This is a genomic window from Amycolatopsis sp. NPDC024027, assembly GCF_040638975.1.
GTDB lineage: Bacteria > Actinomycetota > Actinomycetes > Mycobacteriales > Pseudonocardiaceae > Amycolatopsis.
This window is the reverse complement of record NZ_JBEZYY010000014.1, coordinates 87,092-112,830: the sequence shown is the minus strand read 5'-3', so window position 1 is coordinate 112,830 and position 25,739 is coordinate 87,092. Positions and strand designations below refer to the sequence as shown.

Genomic DNA, 25,739 nt, shown 5'->3' with positions numbered 1-25,739 from the left:
GGACTCCTTGTCACCCGTCCACCGCTGCTGGATCAATCCGGCTCGGACGACGCTCACTTGCTTCCTCCTTGGTTGACGGAATGGAGAGGGCGGCGAAGACGACGAAGGCGCCGACCAGGCCGATCACCCAGTTGTAGTCGTAAAGCGGCTTGAGGAACGGGATGAGCCCGGCGTCGGGGAACGGCCCGCCGTAGGCGCCACCGACGGCGAGCAGTGCTCCCACCAGCGTGGCGACCAGCGCGCGCCAGTTCCAGCCGCCGCTGAACCAATACACCCCATCGGGTGTGTAGAGGTCCTTCAGCCGCAGCTTCGTGCGGTTGACGACCCAGTACCCGGCGACGAGCACGCCGGCGACCGCGCCGAGCAGCCCGCCGTAGAAGCCGAGCCAGGCGAAGATGTAGATGTTCGGGTCGGAGTACAGCCGCCACGGCTGGATCAGGATGCCGACGACGCCGGTGATCCCACCGCCGACCGCGAACGTGATCTTCTTCGGGAACGCGTTCGAGAAGTCGTAGGACGGGCTGACGACGTTGGCCGCGAGGTTGGCCGAAATGGTGGCGAGCACCAGCGCGACCAGCGCGACGACGACCACGGCCGGACTGGTGAACTTGTCCGCCAGCTTCGCCGGGTCCCAGATGTCCTCGCCGTAGAGCACGTGCCCGCCCGACGTCGTGAGGATGGCCACGATGGCGATGAACGTCATCGTCGTCGGCAGGCCGAGGACCTGGCCGCGGACCTGCTTGCGCTGGCTGCCGCCGAACCGGGTGAAGTCCGGCATGTTCAGCGACAGCGTCGACCAGAACGCGATCATCGCCATCAGCGACGGCGCGAACACCTTCCAGAAGCCCGGGCCCCAGCCCAGTTCGCCGGGCGCCGACAGGATCGGCCCGAGCCCGCCCGCCTTGACCAGCACGTACCCGAGCATGATCAGGAACCCGACGGACACCAGCGGCGCCGTCCAGTTCTCGAACCGGCGGACCGCGTCCATGCCGCGCCAGATGATGAGCATCTGGCCGATCCAGAACACCACGAAGGACAGCCAGAGCGTCCAGTGCTGCCCGCCGACGACGGCGGAGTCGCGCCACCACGAGCCGAGCAGGCGGCCGAGGATGACGTAGATGGCCTCGCCGCCGACCCACGTCTGGATGCCGAACCAGCCGCACGCGATGAACGCGCGCAGCAGCGCGGCCAGGTTGGCGCCGCGCAGGCCGTAGAACGCGCGGGCGAACACCGGGAACGGGATGCCGTACTTGGTGCCCGCGTGGCTGTTGAGCAGCATCGGGGCGAGCACGACCAGGTTGCCGATCGTGATCGTGAGCAGCGCCTGCACCCAGTTCATGCCGAGCGCGATGAGCGACGCGGCCAGGGCGTAACTGGGGATGTTGTGGGCCATCCCCATCCAGAGCGCGAAGTAGTTGTAGGTGGTCCAGGTCCGTTTTTCGACCGGGACGGGGGCCAGTTCCTCGTTGAAGAACCGGCTGCCTTCGAGAGACCGGACGTCGGCGGGGTCGAGCTCGACCCGGCCGTCGTCGTGCACGCGCTGGTCTGCGGGTGTCGGCGCCATTGCGGAATCCTGCGCGCCTGGTCATCGCCGGGGCAACGGCAGTCTGTTCACTCTTCGCTGATCAGGAGTGCAGTCTGTCGATTGCGCGGAGGGGGCCGGAGTGCATGACCCGCGTCACACATCCGGCCGTCATCAACCGGAAAAGCGGGTGAAACGTCTCCACAGGATCTTCACACTTCACGCGAACCGTCTCCACCGGAGGTGCTTAGGGTCGTGGTCATGGAACTGGGTGGGCGGCGGGTGCTCGTCGTCGAGGACGACGTCACGATCGCCGCGTCGATCGCGGCCCGGCTGCGGGCCGAAGGGTTCGGGGTGGAGGTCGTCCACGACGGACCGGCCGCCGTCGAGGCGGACGCGGCTTCGGAGCCGGACCTGGTGGTGCTCGACGTGATGCTGCCGGGGTTCGACGGCCTGGAGGTCTGCCGCCGGATCCAGGGCCGCCGCCCGGTGCCGGTGCTGATGCTGACCGCGCGGGCCGACGAGACCGACCTGCTGGTCGGGCTGGGGGTCGGCGCCGACGACTACCTCACGAAGCCGTTTTCGATGCGGGTGCTGACCGCGCGGGTGCACGCGCTGCTGCGGCGGGTCGAGCGCTCGGCTTCGGTGGCAGGCACCCGGATCGTGCTCGGCGACCTCGAGATCGACGTCGACCAGCGGCGCGTCGCCCGGGCCGGGGTCGCGGCGCAGCTGACGCCGATCGAGTTCGACCTGCTGGTGCACTTCGCGCGGCGGCCGCGGGTGGTGCAGCCGCGCGAACGGCTCCTGTCGGAGGTGTGGGACTGGGACGTCCACGGCACGTCCGCGGGCACCCGGGCGGTGGACAGCCACATCAAGGCGTTGCGGCGGAAGCTCGGCGCCGACCTGATCCGGACCGTGCACGGCGTCGGCTATGCGCTGGAGGCGGGCTCGTGAACCTCGTGCCGAGGCCGCTGGACCGGATCCGGTCGATCAAGCTGAAGCTGGCGATCCTGATGGTCGCCTCCGGTGGGGTGGCGTTCGCGTTCTTCAACTGGCAGATCGGCTGGCTGCCGCCGAAGACGACGATCACCGCGATGGTGCTCGCGCTGGTGTTGTCGCAGGTGCTGGCGCACGGCATGACGCGCCCGCTGCGCGAGATGACGGCGGCCGCGCGGGCGATGGCCAAGGGCGACTACACCCGGCGGATCCGGGCCACCACGCGTGACGAGGTGGGCGAGCTGGCGCAGGCGTTCAACCAGATGGCGGGCGACCTGGGCGACGCGGACCGGCGGCGCCGGGAGCTGATCGCGAACGTGTCCCACGAGCTGCGGACACCGATCACGGCGTTGAGCGGGGTGCTCGAGAACCTCGTCGACGGCGTCGAGGAGCCCGACCCGGGGACGCTGAAGACGGCGCTGCGGCAGACCGAGCGGCTGGCGACGCTGGTGGACGAGCTGCTGGACCTGTCGCGGCTGGACGCGGGGGCGATCCCGCTGCACAAGACGTCGTTTTCGTTGTGGTCGCTGCTGTCGGAAGTGGTGGGGGAGGCGGCGTTCGCCGGCCGCGGGGTGACGTTCGAGGTGTCGGTGTCCCCGGAGGGCGCGATGGTGACGGCGGACCGCGGACGGTTGTTCCAGGTGGTGGCCAACCTGCTGGAGAACGCGGCCCGCCACGGCCCGGCGGGTGGCCAGGTCCGGGTGGTCGCCCAGGTGCGGCCGGCCGACGTGCGCATCGACGTGTGCGACGAGGGACCGGGGATCGCGCCGGCGGACCGGGAGCGGGTGTTCGAGCGGTTCACCCGCGGCGAGCGGCCCTCGGGCGGGGGCACCGGGCTCGGGTTGGCGATCGCCCGGTGGGCGGTGGAGCTGCACGGGGGAACGATCGGGGTGGTGGATCCGGCGCCGGGGACGGGGAGCCGGATCCGGGTGACGCTGCCGGCCTGATTCTCGGCTCGCCTCCGGTGCCGCGAATGACTCATTCGGGACGTCGGAGGTCCCGAATGAGTCATTCGCGACCTTGCGGAGCGGGGGCTTGGGCAGCGATATTCGCGAAAGCAAACACAAAGGTGGGCGAGATGCCGAAGAGCAGCGTTGGTGGGGCCGGGGAACCGGGGGACCGGGTGCCGCGAGGAAAGCGGGCAGTGGGGGAGGCCGGGGGCGGACCGGGGGTTGGTGGGGATTCGGCCGGGGCGGCGAGGGGCGGGCGCGGGCGGGGTGGAGGTCCGGCGGGGGATGTGCGCGCGGCCGGTTCGCTTGCCGAGGCGGTGAGTGGGGGTCCGGCGGGGGATGCGCGCCCGGCCGGCTCGGTTGCCGAGGCGGTGAGTGGGGGTCCGGCTGGTGGTGCGCGCCCGGCCGGCTCGCCTGCTGAGACGGTGAGTGGGGCCCCGGTGGGGGTCCGGGAACACCCCGGCCGGCACTCCACCGCCGGCGGAGCCGCTTTCGGGGCGCCCGGTGCTCCAGCCACGGGCGGTGGGGTCGCCGTGGCCGCTCCGTCCGTGCTGCTGCGGCCGTTGCCGCCGCCGAAGTCCGCTGTCGTTCCGCTGCCGCCCGCTGTCCTTCCGGCCGCCGGGCTGGCCGGGGTGGCCGGGGCGCTGCTGCTGCCCGTCGACCGGCCCGGGATCGGGTGGCTGCTCTCCGGGCTGGCCGTTGCCGCCGCTGTGGTCGTGGCCGATCGGCGTTCGCGTGAAGGTGCGGAAGGCGCTTTCACCTGGCGCAGCGGCGGGTGGGCCGCGCTCGCGCTCGGGCTGCTCGCCGTGGGGGCCGTGCGGGCGTCGGGGTGGCTGTTCGTCCTCTGCGTCATCGCCGCCGTCGTGGCCGGGTCGCTGGCCGTGGTCGGGGAGCGGACCGTGCACTCCGTCCTCTACGACATGCTCGCCGTCCCGATCGAAGCCTTCCGGGCCATTCCGTGGGTCGGGCGCGGGGCCGGCCGCTTCACCGCCCGCCGTGACGGGGTCGCCCGGCGGATCGCGCTGGCCGTACTGGCCGCCGCCGGGCTCGTCGGGGTCTTCGTGCCGCTGCTGGCCAGCGCCGATGCCGCCTTCGCCGCCGTCGTCACCGCCATGGTCCCCGATCTCAGCGTCGCGACGCTCGTGCGGTGGTGTTCGGTGTTCGCCGTCGTGGGGCTGGTTGTCGCCGGCGCTTGCTACTTCCTCGCCGCGCCAGCGCCCCGCGCTTCGGGCGACCGTCCACACCGGAGCGGATACGGTCTGGAGTGGACGGTCCCGCTGGTCGTCCTCGTCCTGGTGTTCAGCGTCTTCGTCGGGGTTCGGCTGGTCGTGCTCTTCGGCGGCACCGAGTACGTCCTGCGCACCGGCAACCTGACGGCGGCGGAATACGCCCGCGGCGGCTTCTGGCAGCTGTGCGCCGTCACCGTGCTGACGCTGGCCATCGTCGCCGCGGCGCTGCGGTGGGCGCCGGACTCGACGAAAGCCGACCGGCTCCGCCAGCGCGTCCTGCTCGGCACGCTCAGCGCGCTCACCCTGGTGCTCGTCGGCTCGGCGCTGAGCCGGATGTGGACCTACCAGCAGGCCTACGGCTTCACCGTGCTGCGGCTGCTCGTCGAGGTCTGCGAACTCTGGTTCGGCGCGGTGTTCGTGCTGGTGCTGGTGTCGTTGATCCGGCTGCGCCCGGCGTGGCTCCCCCGCGCGGCGATCGGCACGGCCGCGGCGGCGCTGCTCGGCCTCGCCCTCCTCGACCCGGAACGCCTGATCGCCGACGCCAACCTCGACCGCGCGGCCGCCGGCAAGACCCTCGACGACCGCTACCTGGCCCGGTTTTCGGCCGACGTGGTCCCGGTCGTCTCGGACCGCCTGGCGGAACCACTGCGCACCTGCGTGCTGCGGCAGGTCCTCCGCGACGACACCGACGGCACCTCAGACGGCTGGCCGGCCTGGAACCTCAGCCGCTCGGCGGCCCGGGATGTGAGGTTCGGCCCGGTCACCGCCTGCGGCTGAACCGGACCGGCGAGTAGCGCGTGGTTAGGAGTTACGCGGAAGTCACCGGGTCGTCGTGGGGGCGGCCCGGCGGCTTCCGCGCGCTCAGGCTCCCCACGAGGGCTTCCCACGATCGGGTGGTGACGGAGAGTGTGCCGCCCGCGCGGTCTTTCGTGTCGCGGATCTGCGACAGCCCGGCGAGCCGAACTTCGATGCAGTTACCTTCCGGGTCTTCGCCGCTGTAAGAGGACTTCCGCCAGGTGGCATCTGACATTTCAGGCCTCCAGTTCGGTGATCACCCCCTGGATGAGCTGCTCGGAATCATGCTCGCTCAACGCCAGGGCGGACAGGGTTGCGACTGCCGCGCGGTAGTCGGCCAAGTGTTCGTCATGGTAGACGTACCCGTTGCTGCGGTAGTGCTCCAGATAGACGATGGGCGGCAGGTCCGCGAAGTCGAAGATCACGAACGGCCCGTAAAGCCCGGGGTGGTAGCCGCTGCGCTCGGGCAGGACGCGAACCGAAACGTTGCGTGCGCGGGATGCCGCGAGCAGGTGGCGGAGCTGCTCGGCCATCACCTGCTGGTCGCCGATGTTCTGGCGCAGCACGGCCTCGTTGAGCACGGCCCGGTACTGCAGCGGCGGCCGGCCGACCAGGACATCGCGGCGGGCGAGCCGGACCATCACGTGCTTCTCGATGTTCTGCTTCGGGCGCGCCGCGGCGGCGAAGACCGCCCGCATGTAGGCGGGGGTCTGCAGCAGTCCGGGAATCAGCCCCGAAGCCCACTCGAACATTTCGGTGGCGGTCCGCTCGTAGTCGACGAACGTCGCCGTCGGCGGCGCGTGCTGCTCGAGCCAGTTGGGCTCGTTGGCGTTGCGGGCCAACTCGAGGAGCCGGGCGCGTTCGCCCGAATCCACCCGCAGTGCGGCGAGGATCGTGGCGACCTCTTCGAGCTTCGGGATCCGCTTGCCGCTCTCCCAGTTGGAAATGTTCTGGGGCAGCACGTCGATCAACCGGCCCAGTTCCCGGACCTTCAGATTCCGCGCCTGCCTGGCTCTCTTCATCCCGAACCCCAGCGCGCGGGCCCGGGGAGTGGCGATCGGTGGTGGCATGGGCACAGCCTGCCCGGGGACAGGCCGTGCCCGGCCGGGTGATGCCGTTCAGCTGTCGCGGCGCTGCGTCAGAACGCGAAGACCCCGTCCGAGTCGCGGTCGGCCTCGCAGCGGTTCGCGTACGTCGTGTCGAACGACACCGGTTTCCCGCGCCAGGTACCGATCGCCGCGACGTCCACCGGGGCGTAGATCAACGTGCACGCCTGGTGCCGCGCGCTGATCCGCGAGAAATCGCCGCCGGCGCCCGAAAGCACCGCGCACGCCTTGTCGCGCTGGGGGTGCGTGCCGCCCACCGGGTCGCACGCCAGCACCACCGAGCCGATCCGGCCGGCGGTGTCGTGGGTGGTCAGCTGCAGGGTCGAGGCCGGCGGCTGCGCCGGCGCCAGGCAGCCGAGACTCAGCACGCAAGCTGCGAAGGGGAATAGGGCCATATCGGTGTCATCGGCTGCCCGTCGCCGATCACTGTGCTGCACGTCCGGGTGAGTCTTCTTCGCTCGGCCGGGTGAGGTCCGCCGCCAGCAAGGCCACGTACAGCGACAACATCGACTCCGGGTCCTCCAGCCGCACGCCCAAGACCTGCTCGATCCGGGCGAGCTGCTGGTAATAAGCCGTCCGGGAGGTGTGGGCCGCCGCGGCCGCGGCCGACTTGTTGCCGCCCTGCTCGCAGTAGTGCCGCAGCGCCTGCACCAGCCGGCTGCCGGTCGCGGCGTCGCGCTGGAGCAACGGCCCGAGTTCCCGTGCCGCGAAGGCCGTCACGCGGTCGTCGCCGGAAAGCAGGTGCAGCAGGCCGCGCAGGCGGACGTCCGACAACCGGTGCACCACCCGGTCCGCGCCCGTGCCCAGCGCGGCCGCCGCGACCTGGGCCGCCTCCAGCAACGTCCGGCGGGCTTCGGCGGGGGACGACACCGTCGTGCCGACCGCGAGCACCCCCGGCGCGCTGCCGCGGGCTTCGTGGACGTCGGTGGCGAGCCGGTGCAGCACGGCCTCGGCGTTCGCCTCCGGGGACAGCGCGAGCAGGGCCCGCACGCCGAGGTCGTCCGTCGCCACCAGCGCCGAGACCTTCGCGCGGCGCGCCGCCAGCACCGTTGCCTCGGCCAGCTCGCGCAGCACCGGCGGCGTGGACAGCGCCGGACGCGCCGTTCCGGTCAGCCGCGGCCGGACGGCCAGCCCGACCAGCTGCCGTCCGGGCAGCGGCACGGCCAGCGCCGAGGCCCGGGCCAGCAGCTCCGCCGTCGGGGCGGGCGAAGCGAGCAGCTCGGCGAGCACCGCGCGGTGAGCCTGGCGTTCGAGACCGTCGGACTCCTTGGCGACCAGGCGGTGCACGGCCAGCGCGGACGCGGCCCGCTCGGCGACCACCCGGTGGCGGTGCGGCGGCTGGTCGGCGCAGACCAGGATCAGCCGTCCCCAGTCGTGCCCCCGCGCGCCGACCACGGTCACCAGCCAGCCCGAACCCGGGTGGTAGCCGGTGCGCTCGCCGACCTGGACCACCCGCGACCGGGCCGGCCAGGCGGTGAGCAGCTCGGCCGGGTCGGTGCCGGCCGCGTCGTAGGCGAGGACCTCGTGGGAGAGCGTTTCCAGCACGACCGGCTGCTCGGTGAGCCGGGCGACCTCGCCCAGGACGACGCCGGGTTCGGCGCCCGCCACCGTCAGCGCGGTGAACGTCTCGTGCACGCGCTCGGCGGCGCGCAGCTCGGCGACCTGGGCGTCGACGATCTGGCCGTTGACCGCCTCGGTGACGCTCACGAACCGCGTCTCCCGCGAGAGCGTGACCAGCGGCAGGCCGTGTTCCTCGGCCGCGCCGACCAGCGCGGCGGGCAGCTTGTCGCTCCAGTGCCGGACCAGCTCGACCACGACCCCGGCGGCGCCGACCCCTGCCAGGTCGGCGACGTACCGGGCGAGTGCCGGGCCGTCGTCGGGCAGCGCGACGCCGGTGGTCAGCACCAGCTCGCCGCCGCGCAGCAGGTGCGCGATGTCGGCGACCTCGGCGACGTGCGCCCAGCGCACCGGCGCGTCCAGCCCGGCGGCGCCGGCGACGACGTGCGGACGGCCCTGGCGCAGCACCGGCAGCGCGAGGACCTCGGCGACGGTCGGGTACATGGCTCCTCGGCGTGTGATCAGCGGCAGGGACAGACTGTACGGCCGCGACGGCGAGTCCGTACACGTTGCCGATGGCCTGGCGTGGCGCTCGCCCGGAGACTCGGGGGGACGTTGCCGGAGTGAAGGAGTGCCCGCCGTGACCGACCGCATCAGCCACTGGATCGACGGCAAGCCGTTCAGCGGGACCACCGCGCGGTCCGGTGAGGTCTTCGACCCGGCCACCGGGGAGGTCCGGGCGCACGTCGACTTCGCCGGTGAGGCCGAGGTCGAAGCCGCGGTCGCCGCGGCCAAAGCGGCGCTGCCGGGCTGGCGGGGGACGTCGCTGGCCGGGCGGACGCGGGTGCTGTTCGCCTTCCGCGAGCTGCTGTCCGCGCGCAAGCACGAGCTGGCGAAGATCATCACGAGCGAGCACGGCAAGGTCGAGTCCGACGCGGCCGGGGAGATCGCCCGCGCGATCGAGAACGTCGAGTTCGCCTGCGGGGCCGCCCAGCTGCTCAAGGGCGGGTTCAGCGAGAACGCCTCCACCGGCGTCGATGTCTACTCGATCGCCCAGCCGCTGGGCGTGGTCGGGGTGATCTCGCCGTTCAACTTCCCGGCCATGGTGCCGCTGTGGTTCGTCCCGAACGCGCTGGCCTGCGGGAACACCGTGGTGCTCAAGCCGAGCGAGAAGGACCCGTCGGCGGCGGTGTTCATCGCGGAGTTGTTCGCCGAGGCCGGGCTGCCCGCGGGCGCGCTCAACGTGCTGCACGGCGACAAGACCGCCGTCGACGGGCTGCTCGAACACGCCGACGTCAAGGCGATCTCGTTCGTCGGGTCGACGCCGATCGCGCGCTACGTCTACGAAACCGGCACCCGGCACGGCAAGCGCGTCCAGGCCCTCGGCGGGGCCAAGAACCACATGGTGGTGCTGCCGGACGCCGACCTCGACCTGGCCGCGGACGCCGCGGTGTCGGCCGGCTTCGGCTCGGCGGGGGAACGGTGCATGGCGGTGTCGGTGGTCGTGGCCGTCGACCCGGTCGGCGACGCCCTCGTGGAGAAGATCACCGAACGGATGGCCCGGCTGCGCGTCGGCGACGGCCGCGACCCGGAGTCGGAGATGGGCCCGCTGGTCACCGCGGCCCACCACGCGCGCGTCGAGTCCTATGTGGACGCCGGGGTGTCCGCCGGTGCGTCACTGGTCGTCGACGGCCGGGGCATCGAGGTCTCCGGAAGCGGCTTCTGGCTCGGCCCGACGCTGTTCGACCACGTCCGCCCGGAGATGTCGATCTACACCGACGAGATCTTCGGCCCGGTGCTCTCGGTGGCGCGCGCGGCCTCCTACGACGACGCGCTGGCGCTGATCAACGCCAACCCGTACGGCAACGGCACGGCCATCTTCACCGGCGACGGCGCGGCCGCGCGGAAGTTCCAGAACGAGGTCGAGGTGGGCATGGTCGGCGTCAACGTGCCGATCCCGGTGCCGGTGGGCTACTACTCGTTCGGGGGCTGGAAGGACTCGCTGTTCGGCGACAGCCACGCGTACGGGCCGGAAGGGTTCCACTTCTTCACCCGGACGAAGGTCGTGACGTCGCGGTGGCCGGACCGCTCGCACGCCGGGGTCAACCTGGGCTTCCCACGCAACTCCTGAGCGCGGCCCGGCTCGCCTCGTCCGCGGGCCGGCCGATCATCACCCGCTGGTCGGTGTCCTGGAGGGGCAGGAGCACTTCGAAGTCCACCGCGAGGACGCCGGCCGCGGGATGGCGCAGCACCTTGCTCCCGCGGCCGGTGGCCTTGACGTCCCGCTCGGCCCACAGCCGCGCGAACTCCTCGTCCCGGGTGCATTCGGCGATGAGGCCGAGCAACGCCGGGTCTTCCGGGTGGGCGGCCCACGCGGCGCGCAGGTGGGCGATGCCTTCCCGCACCACGCGCTCGCGGTCGACGTAGTAGTCGCGGATCTCCGGGTGCCGCAGGCACAGCCACATCGCGTTGCGCCGCGACGGCGGCAGGGTGCCGAAGTCCAGGAGCAGCGCCGCCATTTCGCCGTTCCAGGCGAGGATGTCGTAGCGGTGGTTCATCAGCATGGCCGGCAGCGGCGAGAGGTCGGCGACCAGCCGGGCCAGTGACGGCACCGCGGTGGTCGCGGGCTCGACGGCGTCGTCCGGGCGCTGCCGGGTCAGGTCGAAGAGGTAAGTGCGTTCGGCGGGGGTCAGGCGCAGCGCCCGGGACAGGGCGGCCACCACGTCCGCCGAAGGCCGCAGCCCCCGCCCCTGCTCGAGCCGCACGACGTAGTCGACGCTGACGCCGGCCAGTTCGGCGACCTCTTCGCGGCGCAGACCCGGGGTCCGCCGGGCTTGCCGGCGAGCGGGCAGCCCGAGGTCGCCCGGGTCCAGGCGCTCGCGCCGGGTCCGCAGGAACGCGGCGAGCTCCTCGGTCGGGGTGATCATGCCCGGTACAACCGCCGGGGGTAGGACTCGTGTTCCCAGGAAGTCCTCTCCCTTACCCCCGGCCCGCGGTGATCACAGGCTGGTGCCCGACGGATTTCGAGCACAGGAGGACCTGATGTCCCTCACCCTTGACACCTACCGGCTGCTGGGCCGCTCCGGGCTGCGGGTTTCCCCGCTGGCGCTGGGCACGGCGACCTTCGGCACCGAGTGGGGCTGGGGCGCGGAGAAAGACGAGGCGCGCAAGCTGTTCGACACCTACGTCGAGCGCGGCGGCAACTTCGTCGACACCGCGGCCACCTACACCGACGGCAGCTCCGAGCGCCTGCTCGGCGAGTTCGCGCGTGACCACCGCGAGAGCCTGGTGCTGGCGACGAAGTACACCACGCTGCGCCGGCCCGGTGACCCGAATTCCGGCGGCCCGCACCGCAAGAGCCTCTTCGCGTCGGTGGAGGCCAGCCTGCGGCAGCTGAACACGGACTACCTCGACCTGCTCTACCTGCACGTCTGGGACTTCACGACGCCGGTGGAGGAAATCCTGCGCGGCCTGGACGACCTGGTCCGCGACGGCAAGGTCCTGTACGTGGCGATGTCCAACGTCCCGGCCTGGGAGGTCTCGCGCATGCAGGCCATCGCCGACCTGCGCGGCTGGTCGCCGCTGATCGCGCTGCAGGTCGAGTACAACCTCGTCAACCGGGCGGCCGAGCGGGACCTGATCCCGATGGCCCGGGCGATGGGGCTGGGGGTGACGCCGTACTCCCCGCTGGCGGGCGGCCTGCTCACCGGCAAGTACCGCCACGCCGACCTGACCGCGGCGAACGCCGGACCCGGCGAAAGCACCCGCAAGAGCTTCAACGCGGGCCTGGGCCTGGTCACCGAGCGCAGCCTCGCCGTCGCCGACGTCGTGAAGGAGGTCGCCGCGGAGCTGGGCCGCACCCCCGCCCAGGTCGGGCTGGCGTGGACCCTGCAGAACCCGGGCGTGACGGCACCGATCATCGGCGCCCGCACCCCTTCGCAGCTGGAAGACAACCTGGGTGCCCTGGAGGTCGCCTTCACCGCTTCGCACCTGGCTCGCCTCGACGAGGTCGCCGCGATCGACCTCGGCTACCCGCACGACGTGCTCGCCAGTGACCACCTCCGCACGGTGACCCGCGGCGACCTGGTCATCGAAGCCCGCCGCTGATCGGTTGCCGGTCAGGCGGGGAGGACGTTGACCAGCAGCTTGCTCCGGGGTGCGACGAGCACGGTGTTGTTCCGGCCGGGCTGGATCCGCTCGCGGAGCTTCCGCTCCAGCGGGTAGGTCCGGCCGCCGGCGCGCAGGCTGAACGATTCGAGGCTCTTGAACCCCTCCGGGCTGCGGTGCAGGCCGATCGGGTACTCGTCGGTGAGGCGGGCGGTGTCGAAGTCGTGCGTCCAGCCCGTCACCGCGACCAGCCGGCCGCCGAAGGCGTCGGCGAGCCGGCGCCAGCATACGAACCCGAACCAGCCGGTGATCGCCAGGAGCGGGACCACGGTGCCCAGGACTTCGCCCGCCGTCTCGGCCGCGGTGGCGAGGGTCACCGTCACCACCAGCCCGGCTATGACGAGGGCCGCCGCCACCCAGAAGTTCAGGTCGAGCAGCGCGCCGCGCTGCGCGGGGTGGAGCCGGCCGTTGCGGTTGGCCAGCTCCACTTCGGGCCGGTCGTTCACTCGCCCTCGCCTTCGGGGTGTTCCTTCTCGTAGGCCTCCTGGGCCTCGTGGTAGCGGTCGTACTGTTCGTTCTCCTGGCGGCGGCCTTCGGTCGCCACGCCGACGGTGTCGGCGGTGTTCCAGTGCACCTTTTCGTTCGGGTCGAGGACCTTGTGCTGGTTCAGCACGCTGCGGCCCTCTTCGGAGTACTTGCCCGGACCTTCCAGCTTCTCGCGGCCCGGGACGTGCTCCTTGGCGGCGTCGCTCCAGCCCTTGGCCGTCTCTTCGGCGGACTTCGCCTCCCGGCCCGCCTGCTTGAGCTCGTTGGCCTTCCGCTCGATGCCGGCCGCCGTCTCGACGCTCTTGTCCACGATCCGGTCGGCCGCCTTACCCGCCTTCTTCAGCGCGTTCGCCGCCCCTTCGAGGGCCGCCTTGGACTTGCCCGCCCCCTTCGCCAGGCCCTCCAGCTTCTCGACGATCTTCGCGATGCGCGTGCTGATCTTCTCCGCGAGCACCCCGCCCTCGATCACCGTGTCCGCGATGAACGCCGCGATCGTGCCGCCGAAGGTGCACCACGACGCCGCCAGCGCGGCCAGCGCCTTGACGATCAGCTCGCCCACGAACGACGAGATCAGGTCGCGGATCAGCCCGCGCTCGGTGCCGACCAGCGCCGCGCCGACGTTCATCGCGGTCGACGCGCCTTCGGCGTGGGACGCGGCGCCGCGCAGGACGCCGACGTAGCTTTCGGCCGTCCGCTGGTACGCCTCCGCGGACCCGCAGTCGCTGAACGACTGCTGGACCTTCTTCGCCTGCTGTTCGTAGCTCTCGGCCGTCTCGGTGAGCTGCTTCGCGATGTTCGTCCAGGTCACGGCCTTGGCGGTGATCGCTTCGGGCTTGCCGGCGAGCTTGTCGAGGCCGTCTTTGAGGAAGCTGATGTGCTCGATCAGCCAGCCGACACCCGCACTCGCCAGGGTCCCGAGCGGGTCCATCGCCGCGCCGAGCAGGTCGAGGGCGTCGGTGCCGACGTCCATGGCGAGGTTGCCCCAGTCGCCGTTGCGGGCGTCGGTCAGCGTCGAGGCGGCGTCGCTGAAGATGCCCGCGCCGCCGGTCTGCGCGTTGACGTTGTCGAGCTCGCCCTTCGAGCCGTCGCCCATGCCGCTCCAGAAGCCGCCCGGCGACTCGGCCGTCGCGACCAGCGGGTTTTCCTGCGTTTCGGTCATGCCGGCAGCTCCTTGCCGATGCCTTCGATCAGGGACTTCGTCTTCTGCTCGTGCTCGCGGAACGCCGTGTGCGCGGTCTTCACCCGGTCCGCGACTTCGTGGCCGGCCTCGACGGCCGCGGCGAGGAAGCCGTCGGCCGTGGTCAGCCACGCCTGGATGGGGAGCGCGAAGACCTGGCCGACCAGTCCGAACGCGTCGAAGTCGAGCGCCTGGGCGGTGCCGGCGGCGTCGAGCGCCTGCTGGACCTTGGCGGCGATCTCGCGGATGTCGTCCTCGTGGCCGCCGAGGACGTCGAAGTCGACCCGCATCGCCATCAGAGCCCCCGGCGCAGGATCGGGCTGCCGAAGTCGTCGTCGGACGGCGGTTTCCGGCGCGGTTCTCCGGTGCGTTCTTCGGGGACTTCGGGTGCCGGAATCTGTTCCTTCAGGAATTCCATCGCCTCGCTGCGCTCGCCGATCACCGGCGCCATGATGCCGGTCAGCTGCTGCGCCGCGTCGAGCTGGGCCCGGCGCGCCGTGGCCAGGACCGCCTGGGCCAGCCGGGTCCGCGGCAGCTCGTCCGCACGCGGGCCGAAGCTGAGTTCCTGCAGCGCACCGGCGGTGTTGACGGTGACCGTGACGGCTCCGTCGGCGCTTGTGGCGGTCGCCGAGACACGCTGCAACCGCGCCTTCGCCTCGGCCGCGCGCCGGGCGATTTCGGGCATTCCGGCCGAAGCCGGGTCAAAATTGTTCACGGCGACCTCGTCAGTCGGGGAAGGGTGCGTGGCTCAGAGGGAGCAAACCGGTTTTCGGTTCCCCGTTCAAGCGGGAAACTCATTTCCAGAACAATTCATGGGCGGCGGTTTGCGTGCTCTTTACCCGGCGCGGGCGGCGGTGGGCGGCGCGCCGGGACGCAGTGAATGACTCATTCCTGACCTCCCACGTCATGAATGAGTCATTCACTGCGCCGGGGGTCGGGGCGGCAAGCGCGGGCTGCCCCCGGCGGCGCCCAGGCGGGCGCGTTGAGCGCGACCGGCTCAGGCTTCCGTAAACTCGGATCGAGCAGCGAGCGAGGTAGGTGAGGAACCGGTGGCCAACGCGGAGGAACGCCGCTTCGACGTGCTGCGCGCGATCGTGGCCGACTACGTGTCCAACCAGGAACCGGTCGGGTCCAAGGCGATCGTCGAGCGGCACAACCTGGGTGTGTCGAGCGCCACGGTGCGCAACGACATGGCGACGCTCGAAGAAGAGGGCTACATCACCCAGCCGCACACCAGTGCCGGCCGCGTCCCGACCGACAAGGGCTACCGCCTGTTCGTCGACCGGCTCTCGGAGATCAAGCCGCTCTCCACCGCCGAACGCAAGGCCATCACCACGTTCCTCGACAGCGGCACCGACCTCGACGACGTCCTCAAGCGCTCGGTCCGGCTGCTCGCGCAGCTGACCCGGCAGGTCGCCGTCGTCCAGTACCCGATGCTGACCAACGCCAAGGTGCGTCACCTCGAAGTGGTGCCGCTCACCCCGGCGCGGCTGATGCTGGTGCTGATCGCCGACAACGGGCGCGTGGACCAGCGCACGGTCGACCTCGGCGACGTCATCACCGAAGAAGACGTCGCCCGGCTCCGCAGCGTGCTCAACACGGCCATGGCCGGACGGCGGCTCAACGACGCCGCGGCGCGGGTCGCCGAGCTGCCCGACAAGTCGCCCGGCGAGCTGCGGGACACGCTCATCCGCGTCACCACGGTCCTGGTCGAGTCACTGGCCGAACACCCCGAAGAACGCCTGGTGCTCGGCGGCACCGCGAACCTCACGCGCAACGTCGCCGACTTCCCGGGTTCGCTGCGCCAGGTCCTCGAGGCACTCGAGGAACAGGTCGTCGTGCTCAAGCTCCTGGCCGCCGCGCGCAACCCCGGTGCGATCACGGTGCGCATCGGTGAGGAAAATGAGGACGAGCAGATGCGCAGCACCTCGGTCGTCTCGATCGGCTACGGCCGCGACGACGTGGTGCTCGGCGGCATGGGGGTGGTCGGCCCAACCCGGATGGACTACCCCGGCACGATCGCCGCGGTGCGGGCGGTCGCCAACTACGTGGGGCAAATCCTGGCCGGCCGCTGAGCCGGGCAGAGCAGAAGGAGAAGCAGAGACGGTGGCGAGGGACTACTACGGCATCCTCGGGGTGGCCAAGAACGCGAGCGATCAGGACATCAAGCGCGCGTACCGGAAGCTGGCCCGGGAGCTGCACCCCGACGTCAACCCGTCGGAAGACGCGCAGCACAAGTTCGGCGAGGTCACGACGGCCTACGAGGTGCTGTCCGATCCGCAGAAGCGCAAGATCGTCGACCTCGGCGGCGACCCGATGGACGGCGGCGCGCGCGGTGGCGGTGGCGGCGACCCGTTCGCCGGCTTCGGCGGCCTCGGCGACATCATGGACGCCTTCTTCGGCGCGGCCGGCGGGGGCGGGGGGCGCGGGCGCGGCCCGCGCAGCCGCGTCCAGCCCGGCTCCGACGCGCTGATCCGGCTCGGCCTCTCCCTCGAGGAGTGCGCCACCGGGGTCGACAAGGAGATCGCCGTCGACACGGCGATCGTCTGCGACCTCTGCCGCGGCGCGGGCACCAGCGAGGGCACCTCGGTCAAGACCTGCGACACCTGCGGCGGCGCCGGCGAGGTCCAGTCCGTCCAGCGGTCCTTCCTCGGCCAGGTCGTCACGGCCCGCCCGTGCCCGGTCTGCCGCGGCTTCGGCGAGGTCATCCCCGACCCCTGCCGCCAGTGCGGCGGCGACGGCCGCATCCGCGCCCGCCGCAACGTCACCGCGAAGATCCCGCCGGGCGTCGGCGACGGCATGCGCATCCGGCTGTCCGGCCAGGGCGAGGTCGGCCCCGGCGGCGGCCCAGCCGGCGACCTGTACGTCGAGATCGACGAGACCCCGCACGAGGTCTTCGTCCGGCAGGGCCACGACCTGCACTGCAACTTCCGCATCCCGATGACCACGGCCGCGCTCGGCGCCACGGTGCCGATCTCGACCCTCGTCGACGGCGACTACGAGCTCGACGTCGAGCCGGGCACCCAGCCCAACGCCGAGCTCGTCCTGACCGGCAAGGGCATGCCGCGGCTGCGGTCCTCCGGCCGCGTCGACGGCCGCGGCGACCTGCACGTCCACATCGACGTCGTGGTCCCGACCAAGCTCGACGAAGCCCAGCGCGAACTCCTCGTCGAGCTGGCCCAGCAGCGCGGCGAAGAGGTCCCGACGCTGGCGTCCAACGGCACCAAGCACGGCGGGCTGTTCTCCAAACTCCGCGCCAAGAACCACCGCTGACCGTGCCCGACACCACCCTGCCGGTCTTCCTCGCCGCGTCGGTGCCGGTTTCCGGCCGCGCGGTCCTCGACGGCGAGGAAGCCCGGCACGCGGCCACCGTCCGCCGCCTGCGCGCGGGGGAGCGGCTGGTCCTCTCCGACGGCGCCGGGACGATGGCCCGGTGCGTCGTCGAAGGCGTCCAGGCCGGGCGCGACCCGCTGCTGACGCTGGCGGTCGAGGAACACTGGACCGAGCAGCCGCCCGCCCTGCGTGTGCTGGTCGCGCAGGCACTGGCCAAAGGTGACCGCGGCGAACTCGCCGTCGAACTCGCCACCGAGGCCGGTGCCGACGCGATCGTCCCGTGGCGGGCGGCTCGGAGCGTCGCGAAGTGGGAGGACGGGGGCCGCGGTGAAAAGGCCCTCGCGCGGTGGCGCGCCACCGCGCGTGCGGCCGCGAAGCAGGCCCGGCGGGCCCACGTGCCGGAGGTCACCGAGCCGGTGACCACCGGAGAGCTGGCCGGGCTGGTGGCGACGATGTCGCTGGCCATCGTGCTCGAGTCCGACGTCCCCGAGCGGCTCACCGACCTGCCGCTGCCCGATGCCGGGGACGTGCTGCTCGTCGTGGGGCCGGAGGGCGGGATCACCGACGAGGAGCTCACCGCCCTGCGCGAGGCCGGCGCCCGGGCGGTGCGTCTGGGCACGACGGTCCTGCGGACCTCCACGGCCGCCGCGGTCGCCCTCGGCGCCCTCGGCGCGCTCACCACCCGCTGGCAGTGAGATCACCCAAAAAACCGGGCGAATTTTGCGCCCAGTTATGGCGCGATCACGCTCCGACCCGTTACTCTCGTTTATTAACGCGCCACTCAAAGTTCAGACGCGCCACTGGGAAGACACAGACTCCGCCGGGCACCTCCCCCCTCGGTCCGGCGGCCGCCGCGGTCGCGGTGAGGCGACCCCCAGGCTTCACCGCCGCCGCGGCATCTCTCTGCTCGCTTCGCTCGCCCTCGAGCCGCGGCTTGGTTTCGTTGTGTTTTTCTGGGGGTCAAACCCCCAGGCCCCCAGCCGGGGCTACGCCCCGGACCCCCGCGAGTTTCGTTTCGGGCCTGTTGTTGACGGCGTGTTGCCGGCTCGGCGGCCTTCGGCCTTCTCGCTTGTGTGGGTGCAGGTGGCGTTTGGGTGTGGTGGGTAGGGTGCTCTTATGAGCGGTAGTGATGCTGAGACTCTCTTCGAACGGATCGTTGGTGGGGAGATCCCTGCCGATGTTGTGTATCAGGATGAGACCACCTTTGCGTTTCGGGATGTTCGGCCGCAGGCTCGGGTTCATGTGCTTGTCGTGCCCCGGAAGCGGTACCGGAATGTTGCGGAGCTCGCCGCCGCGGATCCGCAGCTGCTGAGTGATGTCGTTGCTGCCGCTCGTCGGGTTGCCGAACTCGAGGGGATCGTCGAGAGCGGGTATCGGGTTGTCTTCAACACCGATGGGGATGCCGGGCAGACCGTCTTCCACGTGCACGCCCACGTTCTGGGCGGGGAGCCGCTCGGGCTGTTCGGGGCTCCGGACGAGGACTAGGGAAACCGGCCTGCGTCTTGTCGGTGGGTGCCAGTAGCATCGGTGGGGTCCGTTCTCCCTCACCGAGAAAGCAGGCCTGAGGCCACGTGGCCGGAACCGTACCGGGTGGCGCCGCCCGACCCGACGTCCCCGGGGACGTCGCCAAGACCGAGGATGCCGCCGTCCAGGCTGCGCAGTCCCGGTTCCCCATTCCCGATGCCGCCGCGCTCAGCCTGCTCGGCTCCCGCGACGAGAACCTGCGCGTCGCCGAGGAGCTCCTGGCCGCCGACGTGCACGTGCGGGGCAACGAAGTCACCCTGACCGGAAACCCCGCCGACGTCGCGTTCGCCGAACGCGTCTTCGCCGAGCTCGTGCAGCTCGCCACCGGCGGCCAGCAGGTCGGGCCCGACACCGTCCGGCGCACCATCGGCATGCTCTCCACCGGAGACGCCTCGCCGGCCGAGGTCCTCAGCCTCAACATCGTCTCGCGCCGCGGCAAGACCATCCGGCCCAAGACGCTCAACCAGAAGCGGTACGTCGACGCCATCGACAAGCACACCGTCGTCTTCGGCATCGGCCCCGCCGGCACCGGCAAGACCTACCTCGCCATGGCGAAGGCCGTCCAGGCCCTCCAGGCCAAGCAGGTCACCCGCATCGTGCTGACCCGCCCGGCCGTCGAAGCCGGCGAGCGCCTCGGCTACCTGCCCGGCACCCTGAACGAGAAGATCGACCCCTACCTGCGGCCCCTGTACGACGCGCTGCACGACATGGTCGAACCCGAGTCGATCCCGCGGCTGATGCAGGCCGGCACCATCGAGATCGCGCCGCTCGCCTACATGCGCGGCCGGACGCTGAACGACGCCTTCATCATCCTCGACGAGGCCCAGAACACCACGCCCGAGCAGATGAAGATGTTCCTCACCCGGCTCGGCTTCGGGTCCAAGATCGTCGTCACCGGCGACATCACCCAGGTAGACCTGCCCAGCGGGCAGCGCAGCGGCCTGCGCGTCGTGCGCGACATCCTCACCGGCGTCGAGGACCTCCACTTCGCCGAACTCACCAGCCAGGACGTCGTCCGGCACCGGCTCGTCGCGAGCATCGTCGACGCCTACGAGAAGTGGCAGGCCGTGCAGGACGCGCAGCAGAACGACGGCTGGAAGGGCAACCGGCGTTGAGCATCGAGATCGCCAACGAGTCCGGCGTCGACGTCGACGAGACGTCCATCGTCTCCGCCGCCCGTTACGCCCTCGACAAGATGGAGGTCAGCCCGCTCGCCGAGCTGTCCATCCTCCTCGTCACCCTCGAAGTCATGGAAGACCTGCACGAACGCTGGATGGACCTCCCGGGCCCCACCGACGTCATGGCCTTCCCGATGGACGAGCTCGACTCCTCCCGCCGCCCCGACGCGCCCGACGCGTCGCCGGCGCTGCTCGGGGACATCGTGCTCTGCCCGGCGTTCGCCAAGGACCAGGCCAAGACCGCGGGCCACGCCCTGATCGACGAGCTGCACCTGCTCACCGTGCACGGCGTGCTCCACCTCCTCGGCTACGACCACGCCGAACCCGCCGAGGAACGCGAGATGTTCGCCCTCCAGAAGCGCATCCTCGGCGAGTACCAGGACGCCGTCGCCGCGCTCGAGAAGCGGGACGCCCAACGCAACACCGACGACCGTGTCCTCGGCATCGCCGGGCTCGACGCCCCCGCGCCGGCCGCCGCCGAACCACCCGCCGGGGAAACGCCCTAGGCGCCAGCCATGGAACAGCTCTTCTTCGCGATCGCGCTCGTGCTCCTGGCGGGCGTGTTCGCGGCGGCGGACGCCGCGATCAGCACCGTGTCGCAAGCCCGGGCCGACGGCCTCGCCCGGCTCGGGCTGCCCGGCGCCCGCCACCTCGCCGCCGTCGTCGCCGAACGCCGCCGGCACATCAACCTACTGCTCCTGCTCCGCCTCGGCTGCGAACTCACCGCCACCGTCCTCGTCACCGTGTTCGTCGGCACCCGCCTGGCGCCGCTCGGCCTCGCCGTGCTGGTCACCGCCGTCGTCATGGTCGTGGTCAGCTACGTCCTCATCGGCGTCGGGCCCCGCACCCTCGGCCGGCAGCACCCCTACCGCATCGGCCGCTACGTCGCCGGGCCCGTCCGCGTCCTCGGCTCCGTCCTCGGCCCGCTGTCCCGGCTGCTCATCCTCATCGGTAACGCCATCACCCCCGGCCAGGGCTTCCGCGAGGGCCCGTTCACCTCCGAGGTCGAGCTGCGCGAGCTCGTCGACCTCGCCCAGGAACGCGGCGTCGTCGAGGACTCCGAACGCGAGATGATCCACTCGGTGTTCGAACTCGGGGACACCGTGGCCCGCGAGGTCATGGTGCCGCGCACCGAGATCGTCTGGATCGAGCGCACCAAGACCGTCCGCCAGGCACTGGCGCTGGCCCTGCGCACCGGGTTCACCCGGCTGCCGGTGATCGACGAGTCCGTCGACGACATCGTCGGCGTCGTCAACATCAAGGACCTGATGACCGGCTACCTCGACCCCGACGGGCCGAGCACGGTCGTCGACTCGGTGATGAACCCGGCGTCCTTCGTCCCCGACTCGAAGCGGCTCGACGAGCTGCTCAAGGAAATGCAGCGCTCGCACAACCACATGGCGATCGCCGTCGACGAATACGGCGGCACGGCGGGCCTGCTCACCATCGAGGACGTCCTCGAAGAGATCGTCGGCGAGATCACCGACGAGTCCGACGCCGACGAACGCCCCGAGGTCGAGGAGCTCGACGGCGGCGCCGTCCGCGTCTCGTCCCGGATGGGCATCGACGACCTGGGCGAACTGTTCGGCATCGACCTCGAAGACCACGACGTGGAGACCGTGGGCGGGCTGCTCGCGGAACGACTGGGTAGGGTCCCGCTACCGGGGGCCGAAGCCGAGGTCGCCGGCCTTCGGCTGTTCGCCGAAGGGGGCAAGGACCGGCGCGGCCGCATGCGGATCACCTCCGTCGTCGTCCACCCGGCCGACGCCGAGGCGATGACGGACCCCGTCGACCGGACGCGCCGCCGCACGCGCCTGCCCCACCCCGACGAACGCGACAGGAGCGTCGAACATGCCTGACCTCGAGGCGGAGGACCAGAAGCTGGTCGTCCTCGCCCGGTCCTCGCGCGCCCGCATCCAGGCCCCCGAAGGGGCCGCGGTCCGCGACACCGACGGCCGCACCTACGCGGCGGGCACGGTCGACCAGCCGTCGTTCAAGCTCACCGCGCTGCAGGCCGCGGTCGCCGCGGCGCTGTCCAGCGGCGCCGAAGGCATCGAAGCCGCCGCCGTCGTCAGCGAAGAGGGACTGCTCAAGGGCGCGTCCGTGCACGCCGTGCGCGACATCGCGAAGTACGCGCCGATCATCCTCGCCGCCCCCGACGGCACGGTGCTCGAGGTGCGCGAGCGATGACCGAGCACCGTTCCGGCTTCGCCTGCTTCGTCGGCCGGCCCAACGCCGGCAAGTCGACGCTGACCAACGCCCTCGTCGGCACCAAGGTCGCGATCACCTCCAGCAAGCCGCAGACCACCCGGCACGCCATCCGCGGGATCGTCCACCGCGAGGACGCCCAGCTCGTCCTCATCGACACGCCCGGCCTGCACCGCCCGCGCACCCTGCTCGGCGAGCGGCTCAACGACATCGTGCACACGACGTGGTCCGAAGTGGACGTCGTGGGCTTCTGCGTGCCGGCGAACGAGAAGATCGGGCCCGGCGACAAGTTCATCGCCGCCGAGCTGCAGAAGATCGCCAAGCGGACCCCCGTGCTCGGCATCGTCACCAAGACCGACCTCGTCCAGCCCCAGCAGGTCGCCGAGCAACTGCTCGCGCTGCAGGAGGTGATGGACTTCGCCGAGCTGATCCCGGTGTCCGCAGTGGACGGGTTCCAGGTGGACGCGCTCACGGACCTGCTCGTCCGCAAGCTGCCCGAAGGGCCGCAGCTCTACCCCGGCGGCGAGCTCACCGACGAACCCGAGCAGACCCTGGTCGCCGAGCTGATCCGCGAGGCGGCGCTGGAAGGCGTCCGCGACGAGCTGCCGCACTCGATCGCCGTCACCGTCGAGGAGATGCTGCCCCGCGAAGGCCGCGACGACCTCATCGACGTGCACGCGTTCCTGTTCGTGGAACGGCCCAGCCAGAAGGGGATCATCCTGGGGCACAAGGGCGAACGGCTGCGGGAGGTCGGCGCCGCCGCCCGCAAGAACATCGAGGCGCTGCTCGGCTCGAAGGTCTACCTCGACCTGCACATCAAGGTGGCCAAGGAGTGGCAGCGCGACCCTCGTCAGCTGCGCCGGCTGGGCTTCTGACCGGCGCTTTCCCCCGCCGGGGGAGGATCAGCGGAATTCCTGGTCTCGATTCGGTCGCGGCGTGATGAAACGCCGGACGCGTGCCCACGCCGCCCCCTACAGTCGCGGCTTCGACCACATCGCGGCCGATCGGGGCGGCAGCGGATCCGGTGGTCGTCTCTGGAGCACGACGAAGGGGAACAACCGATCATGACCGATAGCCAGGGCATGCCCAATTACCCCGGCGACCAGCCGAACCAGCCCGGCGGGCAGCCGAACTACCCCGGCGGGCAGCCGGGTGGCTACCAGCCGGGCCCGCCCCCGAGCAACAACCTCGTGTGGGCGATCCTCACCACCATCCTCTGCTGCCTCCCGTTCGGCGTCGTGTCGATCGTGCAAGCCGCGAAGGTGAACGGCCTGTGGGCGCAGGGGCAGACCGCCGCCGCCCAGCAGGCCGCCGACTCCGCGAAGAAGTGGGCGATCATCTCGGCGGTCGTCGGCGTCGTGTGGATCGCGCTGTGGGTCATCCTCGGGATCGCCGGCGTGTTCACGTCCAGCCTGAGCACGACGTCATACTGACGTAGCCGAACAGCAGGAGGATCCCCGGTGACCGACCAGTACCCGCCGCCGTACCCGCCCCCGGGTGGGCCGGGCTACGGCTACGGCTACCCGCCACCGAACTACGGGCCGCCGCCGGACAACAACATGGTGTGGGCGATCCTGAGCACCGTGCTGTGCTGCCTTCCGCTGGGCGTGGTCGCGATCGTGAAGTCCAGCCAGGTGCAGTCGCTCTGGTTCCAGGGCTTCCACGCCGAGGCGCAGAAGGCCGCGAACGACGCCCGCAAGTGGGCGATGTGGTCGGCCATCTCGATCGGGATCCTCCTGCTGCTCTACGTGCTCTTCTTCGTCGTGCTGGCGGGGCTCGGCGTCTTCTCGACGGGCTGGCGGCCATGACCACGACGACCGTCTACACGGGATACCCCGCGCGCGGCACCAAGGCCAAGCTGCGCGCCCTCGGTGCGCCGATGGCCGTCGTCGCGGGGCTCGGCGTGTGCTGCGCGGCCGTCTGGATCGGCGACCCGACCACGCCCGGCGGCTTCCTGCCGCTCTGCCCGACCAAGGCGCTGCTCGGCATCGACTGCCCGGGCTGCGGCGGCATGCGGATGGCCTACAGCCTGATGCACGGCAACATCCCCGCGGCCTTGCACTACAACGCCGTGTCGTTCGTCGTCGTGCTGCTGCTGGTGTGGAGCACGGTCGCGTGGACGCTCGGGCGTCTGCGTGGCCGCGCGATGAACAGCTGGCTCCACTGGCGGGGGACGCCGCTGGCGTTTTCGATCGTGTTCGTCGTCTGGTTCGTCATTCGCAACCTCCCGTTCGCCCCGTTCACGGGCCTGCGCGTCTGATTTCGGCGGCCGGGAACCGGGACGCCGCGGACCGCGTCGGAGCGGCATGGGATTCACCCGGACAGCTGAAGCCTGCGCGGCGCGGCCGAACGCCAACCGAGTACGCTCCCGCGGACCGCGCCGTACATCCGCGATGGTTCCGCACGGGGCGTGCGGCGGAGTGACCAGCGAGGGGAAATCCCAATGACCGATCCCTACGGGCAGCCGTCCTTCGGGCAGCAGCCCGGTGGCCAGCAGCCGTTCGGGCAGCCGCAGCCGGGGCAGCAGCCGTACGGGCAGCCCACGCCCTACGGGCAGCAGGCGCCGTTCGGCCAGCCCGCCCCCTTCGGCCAGCAGGGCAATCCCTTCGGACCGCCGCGGAACTACGCGAGCTGGGGGCAGCGCGCCCTCGGCTGGCTCATCGACTTCAGCCCGATCCTCGTGATCTACATCATCGGCGGCCTGTTCTCGGCGATCGTCGGCGAAGCCGGGCCGATCCTGGTCATCGGCGGTCTCGGCTGGCTCGCCTGGATCGGCTGGTCCATCTACAACCGGTGGATCCAGCAGGGCAACACCGGGCAGTCGCTCGGCAAGCGGGTCGCGAAGATCAAGCTCGTCCGCGAGGACACCGGGCAGCCGGTCGGCCCCGGCATGGCCTTCCTGCGCGATCTCGCCCACGTCGTCGACAACGTCATCTGCTACGTCGGTTGGCTGTGGCCGCTGTGGGACGACAAGAGCCAGACCCTCGCCGACAAGATCCTCGGCACCGTCGTGATCAACGCCGACGACGCGGCCGCGCCGTTCGCCCAGCAGAACGCGCAGCAGAGCGCGCCGGGGTTCGCCGGCGGCTTCCCGCCGCCGGGCCAGCAGCCCGGCCAGCCCGGTCAGTTCGGCCAGCCGCAGTCCGGGGGCTTCCCGCAGCAGCCGTCGTCCGGTGGCTTCCCCCAGCAGCCGCAGTCCGGTGGTTTCGGCCAGCCGCAGCCGGGCGGGTTCGGCCAGCCGCCGTCCTCCGGCGGGTTCGCGCAGCCCCCGCAGCCGGGCGGCTTCGGGCAGCAGCCGGGGCAGCAGCCGCTCGCCCCGCCGCCGGGTGGCGGCGCCTTCGACGAGCAGGCGGAGCGCACGCAGATGCTGCGCCCGGGCACCGGCGAGAGCGCGTTCGACGAGCAGGCCGAGCGCACCCAGATGCTGCGTCCGGACGCCCCGGGCGAACCCGAGGCGACCCAGAAGTTCCAGCCGGGCCAGTTCGGCCAGCCGCCGAACGAGCAGCGCTGA

General features: G+C 71.4%; 28 protein-coding genes. 18 read left to right on the top strand and 10 right to left on the bottom strand.

Going from position 1 to position 25,739, the window contains the following annotated elements:
- Positions 1 to 10 precede the first annotated feature (10 nt).
- Positions 11 to 1,564 carry an NCS1 family nucleobase:cation symporter-1 gene (locus AB0F52_RS30580; RefSeq protein ID WP_360178543.1) on the bottom strand — a complete coding sequence of 518 codons (1,554 nt, stop codon included), beginning with the start codon at positions 1,562 to 1,564 and terminating at the stop codon, positions 11 to 13.
- 219 nt (positions 1,565 to 1,783) lie between these two features.
- Between AB0F52_RS30580 and AB0F52_RS30575 the strand changes: the two genes are divergently transcribed.
- The 3 genes from AB0F52_RS30575 (at position 1,784) to AB0F52_RS30565 (ending at position 5,474) form a co-directional block, all read left to right on the top strand.
- Entirely contained in the window at positions 1,784 to 2,476 is a 693-nt protein-coding gene (locus AB0F52_RS30575) for a response regulator transcription factor (RefSeq protein WP_360178540.1), read from the top strand.
- Positions 2,473 to 3,465 carry an ATP-binding protein gene (locus AB0F52_RS30570; protein ID WP_103340832.1) on the top strand — a complete coding sequence of 331 codons (993 nt, stop codon included), beginning with the start codon at positions 2,473 to 2,475 and terminating at the stop codon, positions 3,463 to 3,465. Before AB0F52_RS30575 ends, AB0F52_RS30570 begins: the two co-directional genes overlap by 4 nt.
- 536 nt (positions 3,466 to 4,001) lie before the next feature.
- A complete protein-coding gene (locus AB0F52_RS30565) occupies positions 4,002 to 5,474 on the top strand; it encodes a DUF4173 domain-containing protein (protein WP_360178537.1) in 1,473 nt (490 codons plus the stop codon).
- A 31-nt stretch (positions 5,475 to 5,505) separates the two neighbouring features.
- Here the strand turns inward: AB0F52_RS30565 and AB0F52_RS30560 are convergent, their stop codons facing one another.
- The 4 genes from AB0F52_RS30560 to AB0F52_RS30545 form a co-directional block, all read right to left on the bottom strand.
- Positions 5,506 to 5,727, bottom strand: coding sequence for a DUF397 domain-containing protein (locus tag AB0F52_RS30560; protein WP_360178534.1), 222 nt, complete (start codon positions 5,725 to 5,727; stop codon positions 5,506 to 5,508).
- 1 nt (position 5,728) lies between these two features.
- Entirely contained in the window at positions 5,729 to 6,562 is an 834-nt protein-coding gene (locus tag AB0F52_RS30555; protein ID WP_360178531.1) for a helix-turn-helix transcriptional regulator, read from the bottom strand.
- Positions 6,563 to 6,630: 68 nt separating this feature from the next.
- The gene (locus AB0F52_RS30550; RefSeq protein ID WP_360178528.1) at positions 6,631 to 6,993 is read right to left on the bottom strand and encodes an SSI family serine proteinase inhibitor; all 363 of its coding nucleotides are present in this window, start codon (positions 6,991 to 6,993) and stop codon (positions 6,631 to 6,633) included.
- A 28-nt stretch (positions 6,994 to 7,021) separates the two neighbouring features.
- Complete coding sequence (locus AB0F52_RS30545) at positions 7,022 to 8,659, bottom strand: PucR family transcriptional regulator ligand-binding domain-containing protein (RefSeq protein ID WP_360178525.1); 1,638 nt, start codon at positions 8,657 to 8,659, stop codon at positions 7,022 to 7,024.
- Positions 8,660 to 8,795: 136 nt separating this feature from the next.
- Here AB0F52_RS30545 and AB0F52_RS30540 point away from each other — a divergent pair, with 136 nt between their 5' ends.
- Positions 8,796 to 10,286, top strand: a complete 1,491-nt coding sequence (locus tag AB0F52_RS30540) for a CoA-acylating methylmalonate-semialdehyde dehydrogenase (RefSeq protein WP_360178522.1) — start codon at positions 8,796 to 8,798, stop codon at positions 10,284 to 10,286.
- Here the strand turns inward: AB0F52_RS30540 and AB0F52_RS30535 are convergent.
- Positions 10,258 to 11,082 carry a helix-turn-helix transcriptional regulator gene (locus AB0F52_RS30535; protein ID WP_360178519.1) on the bottom strand — a complete coding sequence of 275 codons (825 nt, stop codon included), beginning with the start codon at positions 11,080 to 11,082 and terminating at the stop codon, positions 10,258 to 10,260. The two genes, AB0F52_RS30540 and AB0F52_RS30535, sit on opposite strands and share 29 nt — an antisense overlap.
- 115 nt (positions 11,083 to 11,197) lie before the next feature.
- Here AB0F52_RS30535 and AB0F52_RS30530 point away from each other — a divergent pair, with 115 nt between their 5' ends.
- Entirely contained in the window at positions 11,198 to 12,262 is a 1,065-nt protein-coding gene (locus AB0F52_RS30530) for an aldo/keto reductase (protein ID WP_360178516.1), read from the top strand.
- An 11-nt stretch (positions 12,263 to 12,273) separates the two neighbouring features.
- On the opposite strand, the gene AB0F52_RS30525 is transcribed toward AB0F52_RS30530, so the two are convergent.
- From AB0F52_RS30525 to AB0F52_RS30510, 4 genes are read right to left on the bottom strand one after another with little or no spacing between them, the layout of a single operon-like run.
- Positions 12,274 to 12,768, bottom strand: coding sequence for a hypothetical protein (locus AB0F52_RS30525; protein WP_360178513.1), 495 nt, complete (start codon positions 12,766 to 12,768; stop codon positions 12,274 to 12,276).
- Complete coding sequence (locus tag AB0F52_RS30520; protein ID WP_360178510.1) at positions 12,765 to 13,967, bottom strand: hypothetical protein; 1,203 nt, start codon at positions 13,965 to 13,967, stop codon at positions 12,765 to 12,767. The genes AB0F52_RS30525 and AB0F52_RS30520 overlap by 4 nt, the downstream gene beginning before the upstream one ends.
- Positions 13,964 to 14,281, bottom strand: a complete 318-nt coding sequence (locus AB0F52_RS30515; protein WP_103340843.1) for a type VII secretion target — start codon at positions 14,279 to 14,281, stop codon at positions 13,964 to 13,966. The genes AB0F52_RS30520 and AB0F52_RS30515 overlap by 4 nt, the downstream gene beginning before the upstream one ends.
- The gene (locus AB0F52_RS30510) at positions 14,281 to 14,670 is read right to left on the bottom strand and encodes a YbaB/EbfC family nucleoid-associated protein (protein WP_360178944.1); all 390 of its coding nucleotides are present in this window, start codon (positions 14,668 to 14,670) and stop codon (positions 14,281 to 14,283) included. Before AB0F52_RS30510 ends, AB0F52_RS30515 begins: the two co-directional genes overlap by 1 nt.
- Positions 14,671 to 15,034: 364 nt before the next feature.
- Between AB0F52_RS30510 and hrcA the strand changes: the two genes are divergently transcribed.
- From hrcA to AB0F52_RS30445, 13 genes are all read left to right on the top strand, one after another.
- The gene (gene hrcA / locus AB0F52_RS30505) at positions 15,035 to 16,060 is read left to right on the top strand and encodes a heat-inducible transcriptional repressor HrcA (RefSeq protein WP_360178507.1); all 1,026 of its coding nucleotides are present in this window, start codon (positions 15,035 to 15,037) and stop codon (positions 16,058 to 16,060) included.
- Between the two features lie 31 nt (positions 16,061 to 16,091).
- Positions 16,092 to 17,258, top strand: a complete 1,167-nt coding sequence (gene dnaJ, locus AB0F52_RS30500; RefSeq protein WP_103340846.1) for a molecular chaperone DnaJ — start codon at positions 16,092 to 16,094, stop codon at positions 17,256 to 17,258.
- A 2-nt stretch (positions 17,259 to 17,260) separates the two neighbouring features.
- Positions 17,261 to 18,013, top strand: coding sequence for a 16S rRNA (uracil(1498)-N(3))-methyltransferase (locus tag AB0F52_RS30495; protein ID WP_360178504.1), 753 nt, complete (start codon positions 17,261 to 17,263; stop codon positions 18,011 to 18,013).
- Positions 18,014 to 18,434: 421 nt separating this feature from the next.
- Positions 18,435 to 18,803, top strand: coding sequence for a histidine triad nucleotide-binding protein (locus AB0F52_RS30490; protein ID WP_360178501.1), 369 nt, complete (start codon positions 18,435 to 18,437; stop codon positions 18,801 to 18,803).
- An 86-nt stretch (positions 18,804 to 18,889) separates the two neighbouring features.
- Positions 18,890 to 19,957, top strand: coding sequence for a PhoH family protein (locus AB0F52_RS30485; RefSeq protein WP_360178498.1), 1,068 nt, complete (start codon positions 18,890 to 18,892; stop codon positions 19,955 to 19,957).
- Positions 19,954 to 20,526 (top strand): rRNA maturation RNase YbeY, encoded by a 573-nt coding sequence (gene ybeY, locus AB0F52_RS30480; RefSeq protein WP_013228399.1) that lies wholly within the window; start codon positions 19,954 to 19,956, stop codon positions 20,524 to 20,526. The genes AB0F52_RS30485 and ybeY overlap by 4 nt, the downstream gene beginning before the upstream one ends.
- A gap of 9 nt (positions 20,527 to 20,535) precedes the next feature.
- Positions 20,536 to 21,879 (top strand): hemolysin family protein, encoded by a 1,344-nt coding sequence (locus tag AB0F52_RS30475; protein WP_360178493.1) that lies wholly within the window; start codon positions 20,536 to 20,538, stop codon positions 21,877 to 21,879.
- Complete coding sequence (locus tag AB0F52_RS30470; protein WP_013228397.1) at positions 21,872 to 22,210, top strand: hypothetical protein; 339 nt, start codon at positions 21,872 to 21,874, stop codon at positions 22,208 to 22,210. The genes AB0F52_RS30475 and AB0F52_RS30470 overlap by 8 nt, the downstream gene beginning before the upstream one ends.
- Positions 22,207 to 23,103, top strand: a complete 897-nt coding sequence (era, locus tag AB0F52_RS30465; protein ID WP_360178490.1) for a GTPase Era — start codon at positions 22,207 to 22,209, stop codon at positions 23,101 to 23,103. The genes AB0F52_RS30470 and era overlap by 4 nt, the downstream gene beginning before the upstream one ends.
- Positions 23,104 to 23,292: 189 nt before the next feature.
- On the top strand, positions 23,293 to 23,661 hold the full coding sequence (locus AB0F52_RS30460; protein WP_360178487.1) for a CD225/dispanin family protein: 369 nt from the start codon (positions 23,293 to 23,295) through the stop codon (positions 23,659 to 23,661).
- Positions 23,662 to 23,688: 27 nt separating this feature from the next.
- The gene (locus tag AB0F52_RS30455) at positions 23,689 to 24,036 is read left to right on the top strand and encodes a CD225/dispanin family protein (RefSeq protein WP_360178484.1); all 348 of its coding nucleotides are present in this window, start codon (positions 23,689 to 23,691) and stop codon (positions 24,034 to 24,036) included.
- Positions 24,033 to 24,488, top strand: coding sequence for a DUF2752 domain-containing protein (locus AB0F52_RS30450; RefSeq protein WP_360178481.1), 456 nt, complete (start codon positions 24,033 to 24,035; stop codon positions 24,486 to 24,488). Before AB0F52_RS30455 ends, AB0F52_RS30450 begins: the two co-directional genes overlap by 4 nt.
- Positions 24,489 to 24,671: 183 nt before the next feature.
- Positions 24,672 to 25,739: an RDD family protein gene (locus AB0F52_RS30445; RefSeq protein WP_360178478.1), complete on the top strand. Its 1,068-nt coding sequence runs from the start codon at positions 24,672 to 24,674 to the stop codon at positions 25,737 to 25,739.